Origin of the sequence: uncultured Aquabacterium sp., from assembly GCF_947366995.1 — a bacterium.
In the GTDB taxonomy this organism is placed as follows: Bacteria; Pseudomonadota; Gammaproteobacteria; order Burkholderiales; family Burkholderiaceae_C; genus Aquabacterium.
Window position 1 is genome coordinate 94,056 of the sequence record NZ_CANBCC010000001.1, and the last position, 15,066, is coordinate 109,121.

The following is a 15,066-nucleotide window of genomic DNA, read 5'->3' on the forward strand; positions in this document are numbered from 1 at the left end:
CGGACGGGCTGCGCTCATTCTGGAGAAAGCATGACCCACCGCGCCACCGTCGACTTCCTGCTGTATGACTGGCTCAAGGCCGATGGCCTGTGCGCCCGCGAACGCCACGCCGAGCACAACCGCGAGACCTTCACGGCCGTGCTGGACCTGAGCGAGCAGATCGCCACCGAGCAGTTTGCGCCGATCAACCGCCTGATCGACGTGCACGAGCCCGAGTTCGACGGCACCACGGTGACCCTGCCCAAGGAAACACCGGTGGCGCTGCAGGCCTTTGCCGATGCGGGTCTGATGGCCGCCAGCAAGGACGCCGAGGTGGGCGGCATGCAACTGCCCACGGTGGTCGAAATCGCATCGATGAGCTTCTTCTACAAGTGCAGCGTGGGCCTGGCGGCCTACCCGATGCTCACGCGCGGCAACGCCAACACCATCCTGGCGCACGGCACGCCAAAGCAGATCGAGGTGTTCGCCAAAGGCGGTCTGGAAGGCCGCACCTTCGGCACCATGTGCCTGAGCGAGCCGCAGGCTGGCTCCAGCCTGTCCGACATCGTCACGCGGGCCGTGCCCGATGTGCAGGGCGATGGCAGCGGCGTGGCATGGCAGCAGGATGAGCTGGGCCCGCGCTACCGCCTGACGGGCAACAAGATGTGGATCTCGGGCGGCGAGCACGAGATGGGCGAGAACATCGTTCACCTGGTGCTGGCCAAGATCCCGGGGCCCGATGGCAAGCTGATTCCTGGCGTGAAGGGCATTTCGCTGTTCATCGTGCCCCGCAAGCTGGTCAAGGCCGACGGCACGATCACGGGCCAGCGCAACGACGTGGCGCTGGCCGGCCTCAACCACAAGTGCGGCTACCGCGGCACGGTGAACACGCTGCTGAACTTTGGCGAAGGCAAGTTCCCGGTCAACGGGCATGCCGGGGCCGTGGGCTACCTGATCGGCAAGGAAGGCGAGGGCCTGAAGTGCATGTTCACGCTGATGAACGAGGCGCGCATCAGCGTGGGCCTGGGCGCGACCATGCTGGGCTATGCCGGCTACGAGGCCTCGCTGGAGTACGCCAAGCAACGCCCGCAGGGCCGTGCCATGGGCGCCGGTGGCAAGGACCACAGCGCCCCGCAGATCCCCATCATTGAGCACACCGACGTCAAGCGCATGCTGATGATGCAGAAGGCCGTGGCCGAAGGTGGTCTGGCGCTGGGCCTGCTGTGCGCGCAGCTGGTGGACGACGAGTACACCGGCTCACCCGATGAGCGAGACAACGCCCGCCTGCTGCTCGAGCTGCTGACGCCGATTGCCAAGAGCTGGCCGAGCGAGTGGGCCCAGGAGGCCAACAGCCAGGCCATCCAGATCCTGGGCGGCTACGGCTACACGCGCGACTTCCCGGTCGAGCAGTACTGGCGCGACAACCGCCTGAACATGATCCACGAAGGCACGCACGGCATCCAGGGGCTGGACCTGCTGGGCCGCAAGGTGGTGATGAACGGCGGCAAGGCGCTGGCTGTGCTGGCCGCGCGCATCAGCGACACGGTGACCCGCGCCGGTCAGGTCGACGGGCTGGCCGAGCACGCGAATGCGCTGGCCGGCGCGCTGCAGAAGGTGGGCGCGGCCACGAAGGCGGCCTGGGCCACCGGCGTGCCGGAAGAGGCCCTGGCCAACGCCACGCCCTACCTGCAGGCGTTCGGCCACACCGTGATGGCGTGGATCTGGCTGGAGCTGGCGCTGGCCGCCAAGACGGCGCAGGCCGCAGGGGAATGGGACAAGGGCCCACTCGGTACCGGCTTCCTCAAGGGTAAGCTCGCCACCGCCGACTACTTCTACGCCTACGAGTTGCCCAAGATCGACGCGTGGCTGGGGGTGGTGGCACGCCGTGACCTGACCTGCGCCCGCGCCGAGGCCGACTGGTTCTGATGCCCGGGGCAGGGGGCGGCGTTTCACCGATTGTTTCCCTGTTCCAGAAAGACAGACCATGCTTCGCCACATCGTGATGTTCACCCTCAAGAACCCGGCCGACGCGCCCAAGGTCAAGGCCCTGCTCGACAGCTGCAAGGACCTGGTGCCCGGCATGCACGAGTTCGATGTTGGCATCCGTACCGAAGGCCTGGAAGCCAACGCCGACGTGGTGCTGGTGTCCACCTTCACCGACCAGGCGGCCCTGGCCGCCTACCAGCCGCACCCGCATCACCAGGGCGTCGTCGCGCAGATCCGCGAGATGGCCTCTGGCCGGCAGGTGATCGATTACTTCGTCTGACCCCTCACACATCCATGAGCCACACGCCCCGCACCGTTCAGCAACTGTTTGACCTTCGCGGGCGAACCGCCCTGATCACCGGCGGCTCGCGTGGGCTGGGCCTGCAGATGGCGTTTGCGCTGGGCGAGGCCGGCGCCCGCGTGCTGGTCAGCTCGCGCAAGGCGGCCGACCTGGAAGAGGCGGTGGCCGCGCTCCAGCAGGCGGGCATCGATGCGCAGTGGGTGGCGGCCGATGCCGGTCAGCCCGAGGACATCGCCCGCCTGGCCGACGAGGCCATGGCCCGCCTGGGCCAGATCGACATCCTCGTGAACAACGCCGGTGCCACCTGGGGCGCGCCCGCCGAAAGCCACCCGCTCGAGGCCTGGGACAAGGTGATGAACCTCAATGTGCGCGGCTACTTCCTGCTGTCGCAGGCGGTGGCCCAGCGCAGCATGATCCCGCGCCAGCAGGGGCGCATCATCAACGTGGCGTCCATCGCCGGGCTGGGGGGCAACCCAGCCTTCATGCAGACCATTGCCTACAACAGCAGCAAGGGCGCGGTGGTGAACTTCACGCGGGCGCTGGCGGGCGAGTGGGGCCGGCACGGCATCCGCGTCAACGCGCTGGCGCCGGGCTTCTTCCCGAGCAAGATGACCGCCGGCTTCCTGGGGGCGGTGGGTGAAGACAAGATCGCCGAAGGCGCGCCGCTGCGCCGTGTCGGTGACGACGAAGACCTCAAGGGCGCCACCGTGCTGCTGGCCTCGGATGCAGGCAAGCACATCACCGGCCAGATCCTCGCGGTCGACGGCGGGGTGAGCGCCATCATCGGTGCCTGATCCATGTCCATTCCCTTTCCCGTTCACATCCCGCTGGTCGAGCACCTGGGACTGCGCCTGGAGCGCTTTGCCGATGGCGAGGCCGAGTTGAGCCTGACGCTCGACCCGGACGTGCACACCAACTCGTTCAAGGTGGCCCACGGCGGGCTGTTGATGATGATGCTCGACGTGGCCATGGCGCATGCTGCGCGCAGCCGCAACAAGGACGCCCCCGATGGTGGCCCCGGCATCGTCACCATCGAGATGAAGACCAGCTTCATGCGACCCGGCCAGGGCACGCTGCGTGCCGTGGGCACGGTGATGCATGCCACGGCCAAGATGGCCTTTTGCGAAGGCCGTGTGCTCGACGAGGCGGGGCAGATCTGCGCCCATGCCACGGGCACCTTCAAGTTCCTGCGCGCGCTGCCGGTGTCTGGCCGTGCCACGCAGGCCCTGTCGCGCGTTCCCCTGCAAGGGGACGGGTCCGACTGAACCCCGCTGTGCCAACCCACCCAAGGAGCATCCCATGAGCCAGGCCGTCAACCACCAGCTGCTGCTGGCCTCTCGCCCGCAAGGCGAGGTCACGCCCGACAACTTCCGTATGGTCGAAGCCCCCGTGCCGTCGGCCGACGATCTGGCCGACGGCCAGGTGCTGGTGCGCCACCACTACCTGTCGCTCGACCCGTACATGCGCGGCCGCATGAACGACAGCAAGAGCTACGCAGAGCCGCAGCCGCTGGACACCGTGATGATCGGTGGCACGGTGGGCGAGGTGGTCGCCAGCAAGCACCCGAAGTTCGCCGTGGGCGACAAGGTGGTCGGCATGGGCGGCTGGCAGGAGTACAGCGTGGTCGACGCCACGCAGCGCGGCCTGCTCAACAAGGTCGACACCACCCACATTCCGCTGTCGGCCTACCTGGGCTCGGTCGGCATGCCGGGCGTCACGGCCTGGTACGGTCTCATCAAGATCATCCAGCCCAAGGCCGGTGAGACCGTGGTGGTGAGCGCCGCCAGCGGAGCGGTGGGCAGCGTGGTGGGCCAGCTCGCCAAGGCGCGCGGTTGCCGTGTGGTCGGCGTGGCGGGCTGCGCCGAGAAGTGCCGCTACGTGGTCGACGAGCTGGGCTTCGACGCCTGCGTGGACTACAAGGCCCACTCCGATCCGAAGTCGTTCTACAAGGCGCTGAAGGAAGCGACGCCGAACGGCATCGACGGCTACTTCGAGAACGTGGGCGGCATGGTGCTGGACGCCGTGCTGGCGCGGATGAACGCGTTCGGCCGCATCGCCGTGTGCGGCATGATCGCCGGCTACAACGGTGAGCCCACACCCATGCAGAACCCGGCGCTGATTCTGGTCAACCGGTTGAAGGTGGAAGGCTTCATCGTCAGCGAGCACCCGGAGGTGTGGCCCGAGGCCATGACCGAGCTGGGCAGCATGGTGGCCACCGGCAAGATGAAGTTCCGCGAATCGGTGGCTCAGGGGCTGAGCGCCGCGCCGGAAGCCTTCATAGGCCTGCTCAAGGGCCGCAATTTCGGCAAGCAGCTGGTGAAGCTGATCTGAGCCTGACTTTCATTGAACAACGCTTCAGCAGGAGACCTACATGAGTGCATTGACCCTTCGCCCTGGCATGACGGCCGTGATCACGGGCGCCGGCAGCGGCTTCGGGCTGGAACTGGCGCGCCTGGGCGCCGAGAAGGGCCTGAACCTGGTCCTGACCGACGTGCAGCAGGACGCGCTGGATGCGGCCGTGACCGAGCTGACCGCCAAGGGCGTGAAGGTGGCGGCCCTGCGCGGTGACGTGTCGCGCGCCGAGGACGTGCAGGCCCTGGCCGACCTGTGCATGGAGCGCTTCGGTGCGCCCCACATCGTCATCAACAACGCCGGCGTGGCCCACGGTGGCCTGATCTGGGAGCACACCCAGCGTGACTGGGAATGGGTGCTGGGCGTCAACCTGTTCGGCGTGGTGCACGGCGTGCGCATCTTCACGCCCCTCATGCTCAACGCCGCGCGCAAGGACCCGAGCTGGCAGGGCCACATCGTCAACGTGGCCTCGATGGCCGGCCTGCTGAACTCGCCCAACATGGGCGCGTACAACGTCAGCAAGCATGCGGTGGTCAGCCTCTCCGAGACGCTGTACCAGGATCTGGCGCTGGTCAGCGAGCAGGTGCATGCCTCGGTGCTGTGCCCTTACTTCGTGCCCACCGGCATCCACATGTCGCACCGCAACCGCCCGGCGGAGCTGCGCAGCGAAGGCAAGCCCACACCCAGCCAGATGATTGCGCAGGCCATGAGCACCAAGGCCGTCACGTCGGGCAAGGTGACGGCGGCCGACACGGCCAAGCTGGTGTTCGACGCCATCGAAGCCGGGCAGTTCTACATCTACACGCACCCGCAGGCGCTGGCCATGGTGCAGACCCGTCTGGAAGATGTGATGCAGGCGCGCAACCCGACCGACCCGTTTGCCGGCAAGCCGGAGATCGGCGCGCAGCTCAAGACGGCGTTGCGCGAAGCGATGGCCAAGCAGGGCTGAGCTGGCCACGTCGACAAGGCCCGGCCCGGGAGGGCCTGGCCCATGTCATGCGGGCAGGCGCTTCAGCGGGCGTCCTGCTCGCGGTGCCGGGCCAGCACCACGCCACGTGGCGCAAAGCGCCGCACCAGTTGCTCGACGCAGTACACCGAGCGGTGCTGGCCGCCTGTGCAGCCAATGGCGACCGTGACGTAGCTGCGTTGATCGCCCTCCAGCGTCGGCAGCCAGCGCAGCAGGAAGGCCTCGATCTGGGTGATCAGCTCGGCCGATTCAGGCTGGGCCGCCAGGTAGTCGATCACGGGCTGGTCGCGACCGGTCAGCAGCTTCAGTTCCTTCAGGTAGAAGGGATTGGGCAGCATGCGCACGTCGAACACGAAGTCGGCGTCCAGTGGCACGCCGTGCTTGAAGGCGAACGACTCGAAGACCAGCGTGAGCCGGGCTGGCGCCGCCTGCACGATGTTGCGGATCCAGGTGCGCAGCTGGGCGGGGCGCAGCAGCGTGGTGTCGATCACCGTCGACACGTCGCGCAGCGGGCTCAGCAGTTCGCGCTCCAGGTTGATGGTGTCGATCAGGGCCTGGTCTTCCTGAGACAGCGCCCGGTCGGGCTGCTCGCCTTGTGCGGGGACGTGGCCCGTGGCCTGCAGCAGCGGGTGAGGGCGGCGTGTTTCCGAGAAGCGCCGCACCAGCACCTCGGTGCTGGCATCGAGGAACACCGATCGCAGTGTGTGCCCTTCCGTGCGCAGCTCGCTCAGCACGGGCAGCAACTGTGGCAGCGAACCTGCGCTGCGCACATCCACCGACACGGCCAGTCGGCGCTGTTGCTCGGGCAGGCGTTGCTGCTCGAGGTTCACCAGGCCGCGCAGCAGTTCCGGGGGCAGGTTGTCGACGCAGAAATAGCCGGCGTCTTCCAGCGCATTGAGCGCCACAGATTTGCCCGAGCCCGAGATGCCGGTCAGCAGGACGATGTCGAGCGATCTCATGCGGCTTCCTTGCGGCGGCGGGGCTTGGTCGAGGCCGAGGCGGACACGGGTGCTTCGCGGTCCTGTGCGTCCTGCAGGTGCGCGGCCTCCAGCATGGCGCGCGCATGCGCCAGGCTGGTGTCGCTGACGGCGCCGCCCAGCATGCGTGCCACTTCGGCCACGCGCGGCTCGGCGCTCACCGGGCGGATGTCGCTGGTGGTCTGGCCGCCCTGCAGCGACTTCGCCACAAGCAGATGCTGGTGCGCACACGCCGCCACCTGCGCGAGGTGCGTCACGGCCAGCACCTGACGGCCATGGCCCAGGCGCTGCATCAGCCGGCCCACGGTGTCGGCCACGGCCCCGCCCACGCCCGAGTCGATTTCGTCGAAGATCAGCGTGCCGACCTGATCAGCATCGGCCGTGCGCTGCGTGGTCGTGACCGCAATGGCGAGTGCCAGGCGCGACAGCTCACCGCCGGAAGCCACCTTGCCCAGCGGGCGCGGCGTGCTGCCGGCGTGCCCCGCCACCAGAAACTCCACCGATTCCAGGCCAAAGGCCTGCGGTTCGGCCTGCGCTGTCAGGGCCACCTCGAAGCGGCCACCGGCCATGCCCAGCTCCTGCATGGCGGCCGTGACGGCCTCGGCCAGGGCGGGTGCGGCCTGGGCGCGCTGTTTCGATACCGCGCGCGCCACGGTCAGCCAGGCCTGGTGCGCACGTGCGGCGTCGCGTTCCAGCGCGTCGAGGTCGGTGGCGGCGTCCAGCTCGGCCAGCTCGGCTTTCCAGCCTTGCAGCAGTTCGGGTAGCTCGACCGGCTGGCGGCGGTAGCGGCGCGACAGGCTCATCCAGGCCGACATGCGGCCGTCAAGCTCGGCCAGGCGGTCCGGGTCGAGCTCGGTGTGGTGCAGCGCACTGTTGAGGCTGTGGGCGGCGTCCTGCAACTGCGCCTGGGCGTCGCGCAGTACTTCCAGCGCATTGGCCAGGTGGGGCTCGACGCTGGCGACGTCCTCCAGCGCGTCGATGGCGCGGCTGGTGAGCGACTCGGCGCTGTCGTCGGCCTCCGAGACGGCGTCGACCGCCAGCCGGGCGGCGTCCAGAATCGCCTGGCCATGGCTCAGGCGCTGGTGTTCTGCGTTCAGCGTGTCCCACTCGTCGGGCTGGGGCGACAGCTTGTCGAGCTCTCCGATCTGCCACTGCAGGCGTTCCCGCTCACGCTCCAGATCGGCCTGGCGGCTGCGGGCGTCGTCGAGGCGGCGCTGCGCATCGCGCCGGGCGGCCCACGCCTGCTGCAACGCGGCGGTGTCGACGCCCGCCTGGGCGTCCACCAGCGCACGCACGGCGTCGGCACGCGTCAGGCTTTGCCAGGCATGCTGGCCGTGGATGTCGACAAGGTGCTCGCCCAGTTCGCGCAGTTGCGACACCGTGGCCGGCGCGCCGTTGATCCACGCGCGGCTCTTGCCTTGCGCATCGACCACCCGGCGCAGCATCAGCGGGGCGCCGGGGTCCACCTCGAAGCCGGCCTCTTCCAGCCAGGGGGCCAGGCGGGTGGCCAGCGCTTCGGGCAGGTCGAACTCGGCCGTGATGTCTGCCTTGGCGGCGCCTTCGCGCACCACGCCGGCGTCACCGCGGCTGCCCAGCGCCAGTTGCAGCGCGTCGATCAGGATGGACTTGCCGGCACCCGTTTCGCCCGTGAGGGCCGTGAAGCCGGCGCCCAGCTCGACTTCCAGCTGGGTGACGATGACGAAATCGCGCAGGCTCAGGCGGCGCAGCATCTCAACTCACTCCTTCGTTCCAGCGCAGCTTGCGGCGCAGGGTCGCGTAGTAATTCCAGCCTTCCGGGTGCAGGAAGCGCACCCGATGGGGCGAGCGGCGCACCGTCACGCGGTCGCCGGGCAGCAGGCTGGCCAGGCTCTGCATGTCGAAGTTCATGCTCGCATCGCGCGCGGCCACGATCTCGATCGTGACGGTGCCGGTGTCGGGCAGCACGATGGGCCGGTTGGACAGCGTGTGCGAGGCAATGGGCACGATGGTCCAGCCACCCAGATCCGGATGCAGGATCGGGCCGCCCGCCGACATGGCGTAGGCGGTGGAGCCGGTGGGCGTCGACACGATCAGGCCGTCGGCGCGGTAGTTGGCCACGAACAGGCCGTCGACCTCGGCGCGCACCTCGACCATCGAGGCCACGGCGCCGCGGCTTACGACGATCTCGTTGATGGCGAAGCCCTCGTAGATGGTGTCGAACTCGCCGTCGCGGGTGGGGCGCAGCACGGCGCCGGCCAGCAGCACGCGTTTTTCTTCTTCGTACTGGCCGCCCAGGATCAGGGGCAGGGCGCTGGCCATGTCCTTGAGCTGAATGTCGGTGATGAAACCGAGGCGGCCCTGGTTGATGCCGATGAGGGGCACGTCGAACGGGGCCAGTTCACGGGCAGTGGCCAGCATGGTGCCGTCGCCGCCCACCACGACCACCACGTCGCACTGGCGGCCGATGTCGCGCATGCCCAGCGAGGGGTAGTCCGACATGCCGGTGCTTTGCGAGGTCTCCTGCTCGATCGAGACATCGAGTCCGGCGCGCACCAGAATCTGGGCGACATCTTCCAGTACCGGCTTGATACCGCGCGCGTGGTACTTGCCCACCAGGGCGGCGTGGGTGAAGCGGCAGGGCAGGGGGCTCGGCATGCGGGGAATTACACCACACGGACCATGACAAACCTGTGCTTTTCCCCAGGGCGAGGGGACCCAGCGGCGCCACCTGCGCCTAGAATGAAGCAGCCATGCTGGACGACCGTGCCAAGATTCTCCTGAAAGCGCTGGTCGAGCGCTACATCGCCGACGGGCAGCCTGTCGGCTCGCGCACGCTGTCGCGCGCGTCAGGGCTGGATCTGTCGGCGGCCACCATCCGCAATGTGATGGCCGACCTCGAAGAGCTGGGCCTCATCGTCAGCCCGCACACCTCGGCCGGCCGCGTGCCCACGCCCAAGGGCTATCGCCTGTTCGTCGACACCATGTTGACGGCCCGCCCGTTGACGCTGGATGCGCTTTCGGCCGAAGCGGGGGAGCAGGCGCCGCACTTGCAGCCCGACCAGCCCCAACGTGTGATCGCCAATGCGGCGCACCTGCTGTCCAACCTGTCGCAGTTCGTCGGCGTGGTGACGGCGCCCCGCAAGGCTTCCGTGTTCCGGCACATCGAGTTCGTGCGCCTGGGCGACAAGCGCGTGCTGGTGATCCTGGTGGCGCCGGACGGCGATGTGCAGAACCGCGTGCTGTTCACGGCGCACGATTACACCCAGTCGGAGCTGGTGGAAGCCAGCAACATCCTGAACGCGCACTATTCGGGGTTGACCATCGACGAGATGCGCAACCGCCTCAAGACCGAGGTCGACCAGCTGCGCTCGGACATCGCCACCCTGATGAGCCAGGCGGTGCAGGCCGGCGGCGAGGCCATGGCCGAGAGCACCGACCAGCTGGTCGTCTCCGGCGAGCGCAACCTGCTGACGGTGCAGGACTTCTCGAACGACCTGGGCTCACTGCGGCGGCTGTTCGACCTGTTCGAGCAGAAGACCCAGCTGATGCGCCTGCTGGATGGCTCCAGCCGCGCAGAGGGCGTGCACATTTACATCGGCGGCGAAAGCCAGGTGGTGCCGTTCGAAGAATTGTCGGTCGTGTCGGCGCCCTACGAGATCAACGGGCAGGTGGTGGGCACGCTGGGCGTGATCGGGCCGACGCGCATGGCCTACGACCGCATGATCGAGATCGTCGACATCACCTCGCGCCTGGTCAGCAACGCCCTGAGCGTGAAGTGACCGCCTGAGCTGGCAATGCAGCCGGCCACGGCATGACGCTTGCCGCCGGCAGGAGACCTCCACTCCCGTGCCGCGCTGTGCCTGCTCTCGTTGCCACCCTTTGCCCCGCGCCGCAGCGGGATGCCGGCCATTCACATGGGGCCTTGCCGCGCCCCGAGGCCGGGCCGTTGCTGCAGCAGTGGACGCCCCGGCGCGTGCTGGTGTTTCGCGCGCTGAACCTGGGTGACATGCTGTGTGCGGTGCCCGCTTTGCGTGCGCTGCGGCGCGCGCTGCCGACCGCACACATCACGCTGCTTGGCCTGCCGTGGGCTGCCGACTTTGCTCACCGGTTTGCCGACCTGCTGGATGGGCATCTGAGCTTTCCAGGCTACCCGGCCCTGCCCGAGCGAGAGACCGATGTGGCTGCGTGGCCGCGCTTTCTTGCTGCGGTGCAGGCGCAGGCGTTCGACCTGGTCGTGCAGATGCACGGCAACGGCCACCACACGAACGCGATGCTGGCGCTGCTGGGCGCCCGGGTGCACACCGGCTTTTGCGACGCGGCGGACCGCTCGCCTTGGTGCCTGCCATGGCCGACGTCCGGGCCGGAACCCTTGCGGCTGCTGGCGCTCGCACGGCATCTGGGGGCGCCGGCCGATGACGGGGCGCTCGCCTTTCCGCTTCAGGCGGCGGACGCCCAGGCCTGGGCCGCCTACCCCGAGGTGCGGCGGGCCATGGCCGGCCCCTACCTGTGCCTGCATCCCGGCGGCCGTGCAGCCGAGAAGCGTTGGCCTGTTGCGCATTTCGCGGCCGTGGCCGATCGGCTGCACGAGGCCACCGGCCTGCCTGTGGTGCTCACGGGGGGCGCGGAAGAGGCAACCCTGACGGCCGCCGTGCGTCGCGCCATGCGCCATCCCGCGGTGGATGCGGCCGCGCCCGTGCCGGTGGGGGGGCTTGCCGCCCTCATTGCGGGCAGCGAACTGCTGGTGAGCAACGATACGGGGGCCTCGCATCTGGCCGCGGCGTTGCGGGTGCCCAGCGTGGTGATCTTCCGTTGTACCGATCTGGCCCGCTGGGCCCCGCTGAACCGCGCACTGCACCGCGTGGTGTGGGACCCGGCTGGCGATCGGGTGGCCGACGTGCTCGCGGCGGCGATGGACCTCTTGCAACAGGGTTGAGCGCGCCGGGGCTCAGCGGGTGAGCGTCTCCGCAACGTGGTGGGGCGCCGGTGCCGTGTGGCCCCCGGGGCCCGCCTGCCATTCGGCGAGCGCTGCCTGCCGCACTTCGTCCACCGTCACATCCTCGACAAACGACACCTGGTGCGGGCAGCGCTGGCGCACGTTCTCCACGCCGCACACGGGGCACATCAGCCCCATCGACAGGATGGCGCGCTGGCGGCCCTGAACAAGCGGCGCCGCGGTGATGATGTTCATGGCCCAGTAGATGCCCACGCTGGGGCAGCCCAGGGCCGAAGCGAGGTGCAGCGGCCCTGTGTCGTTGGACACCAGCAGGCGCGCCCGCTGCAGCAGCGCAAGCAGGCCGGGCAGTGGCAGGCGGCCGGCGAGGTCCACATGCGGTACGGGCAGCAGACTGGCCAATCGGGCGGTGAGGGCCCGCTCGGCTTCGCTGCCGTTGATGACGAGGAATGCCCCGGACTCGGCCAGCGCACGGCCCACCTCCGCGAAACGCTCGACCGGCCAACGGCGGCGCTCGTCCGTTGCGCCGGGCTGCAGCACCGCCAGCGGCTGATGGGGCAGGGTGACCGCTGCGGCAAGGGCCGCGTGGTCCTGCGCCGTGACGGTGAGGCGAGGGTTCAGCTCACGCGGCGTGGCGCCCGCCAGGCCGACGACCTCCAGCAGGCGCAGCCGCTCGTTGCGCCAGCGTTCGTAAGGCAGATTGCGGTCAAGCGGGGGCGCGTCGTCGGCCTGCATGCCCACAGAATGGGCGGCGCCGAGGCTGGCCACAAAGGGGTTGGTGTAGCGGCCGCCGCCGTACAGCTGGATGGCCACGTCGAAACGCGCCTGCCGCAGCGTGTGCAGGAAGGGCTGGACGACAGCCGGGTCGGCCACGGCGTCTTCGGGGGCGCCCACGCCGGGCAGCGTCGGCACCACCACCACCTCGTCGACTGGACCGGGTCGGCCCGTGAGCAGCGCATGGTGCCAGGCTCGGCCCAGCAGCGTGATGTGCGCCTGCGGCCAGGTGGCGCGCAGCGCATGCAGGGCGGGCAGGGCGAACACGAAGTCGCCGATGGCATTGGGCCGCAGCACGGCCACGCGGCGCACGTTGTGGGATCGTGTGGACAGCATCATGTCGCTGGGCCTCATGGCAGCGTCGCCTGCAGCGCCCACGGCGCGTCGCACTGCCGGTCTGGCACGGTTGTGGGCAGTTCCTGGTGATAGGCGCCGGAGGGAAAGAGGCCGCAGCCGCCGTCACGCGCCATCACGCGCAGCTGGGCGAGCACGTCTTCGCCGCAATGGGCGGCGGGCAATGCTTCCCAGAAGTCAAACCCGCCAGCGGCGCGGAGTCTGGCGGTGTCGAACAGCACGCAGCCGCCAATCCAGGCGACCTTGTACAGGCGGGAGGGACCTCGGGAATGGGGCCAGGGTGCGCTCAGGCGCTGCTGCAGGTGGTGGAGGTTGGCTGCGCTGTGCAGATGGTGGCGCGCCCATTGCGGGCCACCGGGGGCAATCGCCTCCGGCTGCACGGGCCCTTCCCACCACGTCACGGTCTGCTGATGGGGCCGCTCGTCATCCTTGAAGCTCAGCCCATGCACCGCGCTGCCGACGAAGCCGCAGCGGGCGTCCTGCAGGGCGGCCAGCATCCGGGCGACGAGGTCGGGCTCCAGAATCACGTCGTCGTCGAGGAAGAGGGCGTACGGCGCCTTGGCCTGATCGAGCAGGAACTGGCGTTGCTCGGCCAGGCCACGGCGCGGGCGGGGGCCATGCAGCTCGACCTCGCGGCCCTGCGCCTGCAGCACGTTCACGATGGCGCGCAGCTCGCCCGATTGCTGCCAGACGGGTTCGTCAGACTGGTCAGCAATGACGACGCGCAGGGCTCGCACCGTCTGCGCCATCACGCTGGTGAGGGTGACAGCCAGCGCGGCCGGGCGGTTGAAGGTGGGGATGAGGATGTCGACTTCAGCGGGTGGGGTTGGAGCTCTGGACATGGGCACAGGCGGTGGCGTGGCGACATGGCCTGAGAGCAATCGGCGTGCGTGGCGCCACCGGCTCGCGGTTTGCGGGGGCTCTGCTACGATATCGGGCTGTCCAAAACGGGGCCCGGGAGGGCCACACGGGCAGCGTTGCTGCATGCAGGGGGCCGTTAGCTCAGTCGGTTAGAGCAGAGGACTCATAATCCTTTGGTCGTTGGTTCAAGTCCAACACGGCCTACCAATCGCGCGCACATCCTTCCAGACGCATGACTCGCCCGCCCGCACGGAACAGCACCGACCCCACGGACCGGCTGGATTGATGCTGCCTGTGGCCGCTTGTACTGCGGAGGCATGCATATGTCTGGCATCCCGCGCACGGCCACGGTGCAGGCGCACCGTTGTCGACCTCGTGCGCACCACATGACCGCGCTCTGGGCGCCGTCCGCTGCGCGAATCACCTCCGTCGCCCTCTAGATCCGTCTGGCACGCTTGATGCAATGACTCCGTCGGTATTACTGCTTTATCAACCCGTAATAACCGTGGAGTGGTTGCAATCATGTTGTCTGGTGCCGTGTCGAAGCGTTGGATGGGTGGGGTCAAGGCCCTGGTGGCCGCAGCAGCGGTGGTGGGAACACAGCTGGCGTGGGCCGCGCCGCCCCTGAAAGTCGGCTACAGCGACTGGCCGGGCTGGGTGGCGTGGCAGGTGGCCATCGACAAGGGTTGGTTCAAGCAGGCCGGGGTCGATGTCAAGTTCGAGTGGTTCGATTATTCGGCGTCGATGGAGGCCTTCGCGGCGGGCAAGATCGACGCCGTGACCATGACCAACGGCGACGCGCTGGTGACGGGCGCCGGGGGTGCCCGCAGCGTGATGGTGATGGTGACCGACTACTCCAACGGCAACGACATGATCGTCGGCAAGCCGGGCATCAAGTCGCTCAAGGACCTCAAGGGCAAGAAGGTGGCGGTCGAGTTCGGCCTGGTCGAGCACCTGTTGCTGCTCAATGGCTTGAAGAAGGCGGGCCTGAAGGAAAAGGACGTCACGCTGGTCAACGCCAAGACCAACGAGATGCCGCAGGTGCTGGCGTCAGGCGATGTGGCCGCGGTGGGGGCATGGCAGCCGGTGGCAGGGCAGGCCATCAAGGGCCTGCCGGGTTCGCGTCCGATCTACACCTCGGCCGACGAGCCGGGCCTGATCTACGACGTGCTGGCCGTGAGCCCCACGAGCCTGGCTGCCCGCAAGGCCGACTGGCAGAAGGTGGTGGGCGTGTGGGACAAGGTGGTGGGCTTCATCAACGACCCCAAGACGCAGCCAGAGGCTTTGAAGATCATGGCCGCCCGCGTGGGCGTGCCGGCCGAAACCTATGCCGGCTTCCTGAAGGGCACCAAGCTGCTGACCTTGAAGGAAGGCCAGGCCGTGATGGCGAAGGGCGAGGGCTTCAAGTCGCTGCATGGGTCGAGCAAGATCGCCGACGATTTCAACGTGGCGAATGACGTCTACAAGAAGGCGCAGCCCGTCGATGCCTACATCGATGCCTCGCTGACGAGCGCGGCCGCCAAGTAAGCGCGCCCGCGTGATGCACGGCCAGGCTTGCGGCCTGGCCCCCTCCTGACACCTGCCT

At 68.6% G+C, this 15,066-nt stretch carries 14 protein-coding genes and 1 tRNA gene; 10 read left to right on the forward strand and 5 right to left on the reverse strand.

Annotated features, from left to right (window positions below):
- Positions 1-30: 30 nt before the first annotated feature.
- Genes Q0Z44_RS00455 through Q0Z44_RS00480 form a run of 6 tightly spaced genes read left to right on the forward strand, consistent with a single transcriptional unit; the run spans position 31 to position 5,567 of the window.
- Positions 31-1,905 (forward strand): acyl-CoA dehydrogenase, encoded by a 1,875-nt coding sequence (locus Q0Z44_RS00455; RefSeq protein ID WP_298008487.1) that lies wholly within the window; start codon positions 31-33, stop codon positions 1,903-1,905.
- A gap of 58 nt (positions 1,906-1,963) precedes the next feature.
- A complete protein-coding gene (locus Q0Z44_RS00460) occupies positions 1,964-2,245 on the forward strand; it encodes a Dabb family protein (protein ID WP_109035503.1) in 282 nt (93 codons plus the stop codon).
- A gap of 14 nt (positions 2,246-2,259) precedes the next feature.
- The gene (locus Q0Z44_RS00465) at positions 2,260-3,060 is read left to right on the forward strand and encodes an SDR family oxidoreductase (RefSeq protein ID WP_298008491.1); all 801 of its coding nucleotides are present in this window, start codon (positions 2,260-2,262) and stop codon (positions 3,058-3,060) included.
- A 3-nt stretch (positions 3,061-3,063) separates the two neighbouring features.
- Positions 3,064-3,531, forward strand: a complete 468-nt coding sequence (locus Q0Z44_RS00470; protein ID WP_298008494.1) for a PaaI family thioesterase — start codon at positions 3,064-3,066, stop codon at positions 3,529-3,531.
- Between the two features lie 34 nt (positions 3,532-3,565).
- Complete coding sequence (locus Q0Z44_RS00475) at positions 3,566-4,597, forward strand: NADP-dependent oxidoreductase (RefSeq protein ID WP_298008497.1); 1,032 nt, start codon at positions 3,566-3,568, stop codon at positions 4,595-4,597.
- A gap of 40 nt (positions 4,598-4,637) precedes the next feature.
- Positions 4,638-5,567 (forward strand): SDR family oxidoreductase, encoded by a 930-nt coding sequence (locus Q0Z44_RS00480; RefSeq protein WP_298008501.1) that lies wholly within the window; start codon positions 4,638-4,640, stop codon positions 5,565-5,567.
- Positions 5,568-5,629: 62 nt separating this feature from the next.
- Here Q0Z44_RS00480 and rapZ read toward each other — a convergent pair whose 3' ends face one another.
- From rapZ to Q0Z44_RS00495, 3 genes are read right to left on the reverse strand one after another with little or no spacing between them, the layout of a single operon-like run.
- Positions 5,630-6,544, reverse strand: coding sequence for an RNase adapter RapZ (gene rapZ, locus Q0Z44_RS00485; protein WP_298008504.1), 915 nt, complete (start codon positions 6,542-6,544; stop codon positions 5,630-5,632).
- Positions 6,541-8,292 carry a DNA repair protein RecN gene (gene recN / locus Q0Z44_RS00490; protein ID WP_298008507.1) on the reverse strand — a complete coding sequence of 584 codons (1,752 nt, stop codon included), beginning with the start codon at positions 8,290-8,292 and terminating at the stop codon, positions 6,541-6,543. Before recN ends, rapZ begins: the two co-directional genes overlap by 4 nt.
- Before the next feature lies 1 nt (position 8,293).
- A complete protein-coding gene (locus tag Q0Z44_RS00495) occupies positions 8,294-9,184 on the reverse strand; it encodes an NAD kinase (RefSeq protein WP_298008848.1) in 891 nt (296 codons plus the stop codon).
- Between the two features lie 107 nt (positions 9,185-9,291).
- Here Q0Z44_RS00495 and hrcA point away from each other — a divergent pair, with 107 nt between their 5' ends.
- Entirely contained in the window at positions 9,292-10,320 is a 1,029-nt protein-coding gene (gene hrcA / locus Q0Z44_RS00500) for a heat-inducible transcriptional repressor HrcA (RefSeq protein WP_298008509.1), read from the forward strand.
- A 143-nt stretch (positions 10,321-10,463) separates the two neighbouring features.
- Positions 10,464-11,474 (forward strand): glycosyltransferase family 9 protein, encoded by a 1,011-nt coding sequence (locus Q0Z44_RS00505; protein ID WP_298008512.1) that lies wholly within the window; start codon positions 10,464-10,466, stop codon positions 11,472-11,474.
- Positions 11,475-11,486: 12 nt separating this feature from the next.
- On the opposite strand, the gene Q0Z44_RS00510 is transcribed toward Q0Z44_RS00505, so the two are convergent.
- Together Q0Z44_RS00510 and Q0Z44_RS00515 are read right to left on the reverse strand one after the other, a co-directional pair.
- A complete protein-coding gene (locus tag Q0Z44_RS00510) occupies positions 11,487-12,605 on the reverse strand; it encodes a glycosyltransferase family 9 protein (protein ID WP_298008515.1) in 1,119 nt (372 codons plus the stop codon).
- Positions 12,606-12,616: 11 nt separating this feature from the next.
- Positions 12,617-13,462: a glycosyltransferase family 2 protein gene (locus Q0Z44_RS00515; protein ID WP_298008518.1), complete on the reverse strand. Its 846-nt coding sequence runs from the start codon at positions 13,460-13,462 to the stop codon at positions 12,617-12,619.
- A gap of 149 nt (positions 13,463-13,611) precedes the next feature.
- On the opposite strand from Q0Z44_RS00515, the gene Q0Z44_RS00520 reads away from it, so the two are divergent.
- A tRNA-Ile gene (locus Q0Z44_RS00520) sits at positions 13,612-13,688 on the forward strand.
- Between the two features lie 345 nt (positions 13,689-14,033).
- Entirely contained in the window at positions 14,034-15,008 is a 975-nt protein-coding gene (locus Q0Z44_RS00525) for an ABC transporter substrate-binding protein (protein WP_298008852.1), read from the forward strand.
- Positions 15,009-15,066: the final 58 nt, after the last annotated feature.

Coding starts and splice junctions, on each gene's coding strand:
- Q0Z44_RS00455 (WP_298008487.1), top strand. CDS start 31: ATGACCCACCGCGCCACCGTCGACTTCCTGCTGTATGACTGGCTCAAG.
- Q0Z44_RS00460 (WP_109035503.1), top strand. CDS start 1,964: ATGCTTCGCCACATCGTGATGTTCACCCTCAAGAACCCGGCCGACGCG.
- Q0Z44_RS00465 (WP_298008491.1), top strand. CDS start 2,260: ATGAGCCACACGCCCCGCACCGTTCAGCAACTGTTTGACCTTCGCGGG.
- Q0Z44_RS00470 (WP_298008494.1), top strand. CDS start 3,064: ATGTCCATTCCCTTTCCCGTTCACATCCCGCTGGTCGAGCACCTGGGA.
- Q0Z44_RS00475 (WP_298008497.1), top strand. CDS start 3,566: ATGAGCCAGGCCGTCAACCACCAGCTGCTGCTGGCCTCTCGCCCGCAA.
- Q0Z44_RS00480 (WP_298008501.1), top strand. CDS start 4,638: ATGAGTGCATTGACCCTTCGCCCTGGCATGACGGCCGTGATCACGGGC.
- rapZ (WP_298008504.1), bottom strand. CDS start 6,544: ATGAGATCGCTCGACATCGTCCTGCTGACCGGCATCTCGGGCTCGGGC.
- recN (WP_298008507.1), bottom strand. CDS start 8,292: ATGCTGCGCCGCCTGAGCCTGCGCGATTTCGTCATCGTCACCCAGCTG.
- hrcA (WP_298008509.1), top strand. CDS start 9,292: ATGCTGGACGACCGTGCCAAGATTCTCCTGAAAGCGCTGGTCGAGCGC.
- Q0Z44_RS00510 (WP_298008515.1), bottom strand. CDS start 12,605: ATGATGCTGTCCACACGATCCCACAACGTGCGCCGCGTGGCCGTGCTG.
- Q0Z44_RS00515 (WP_298008518.1), bottom strand. CDS start 13,462: ATGTCCAGAGCTCCAACCCCACCCGCTGAAGTCGACATCCTCATCCCC.
- Q0Z44_RS00525 (WP_298008852.1), top strand. CDS start 14,034: ATGGGTGGGGTCAAGGCCCTGGTGGCCGCAGCAGCGGTGGTGGGAACA.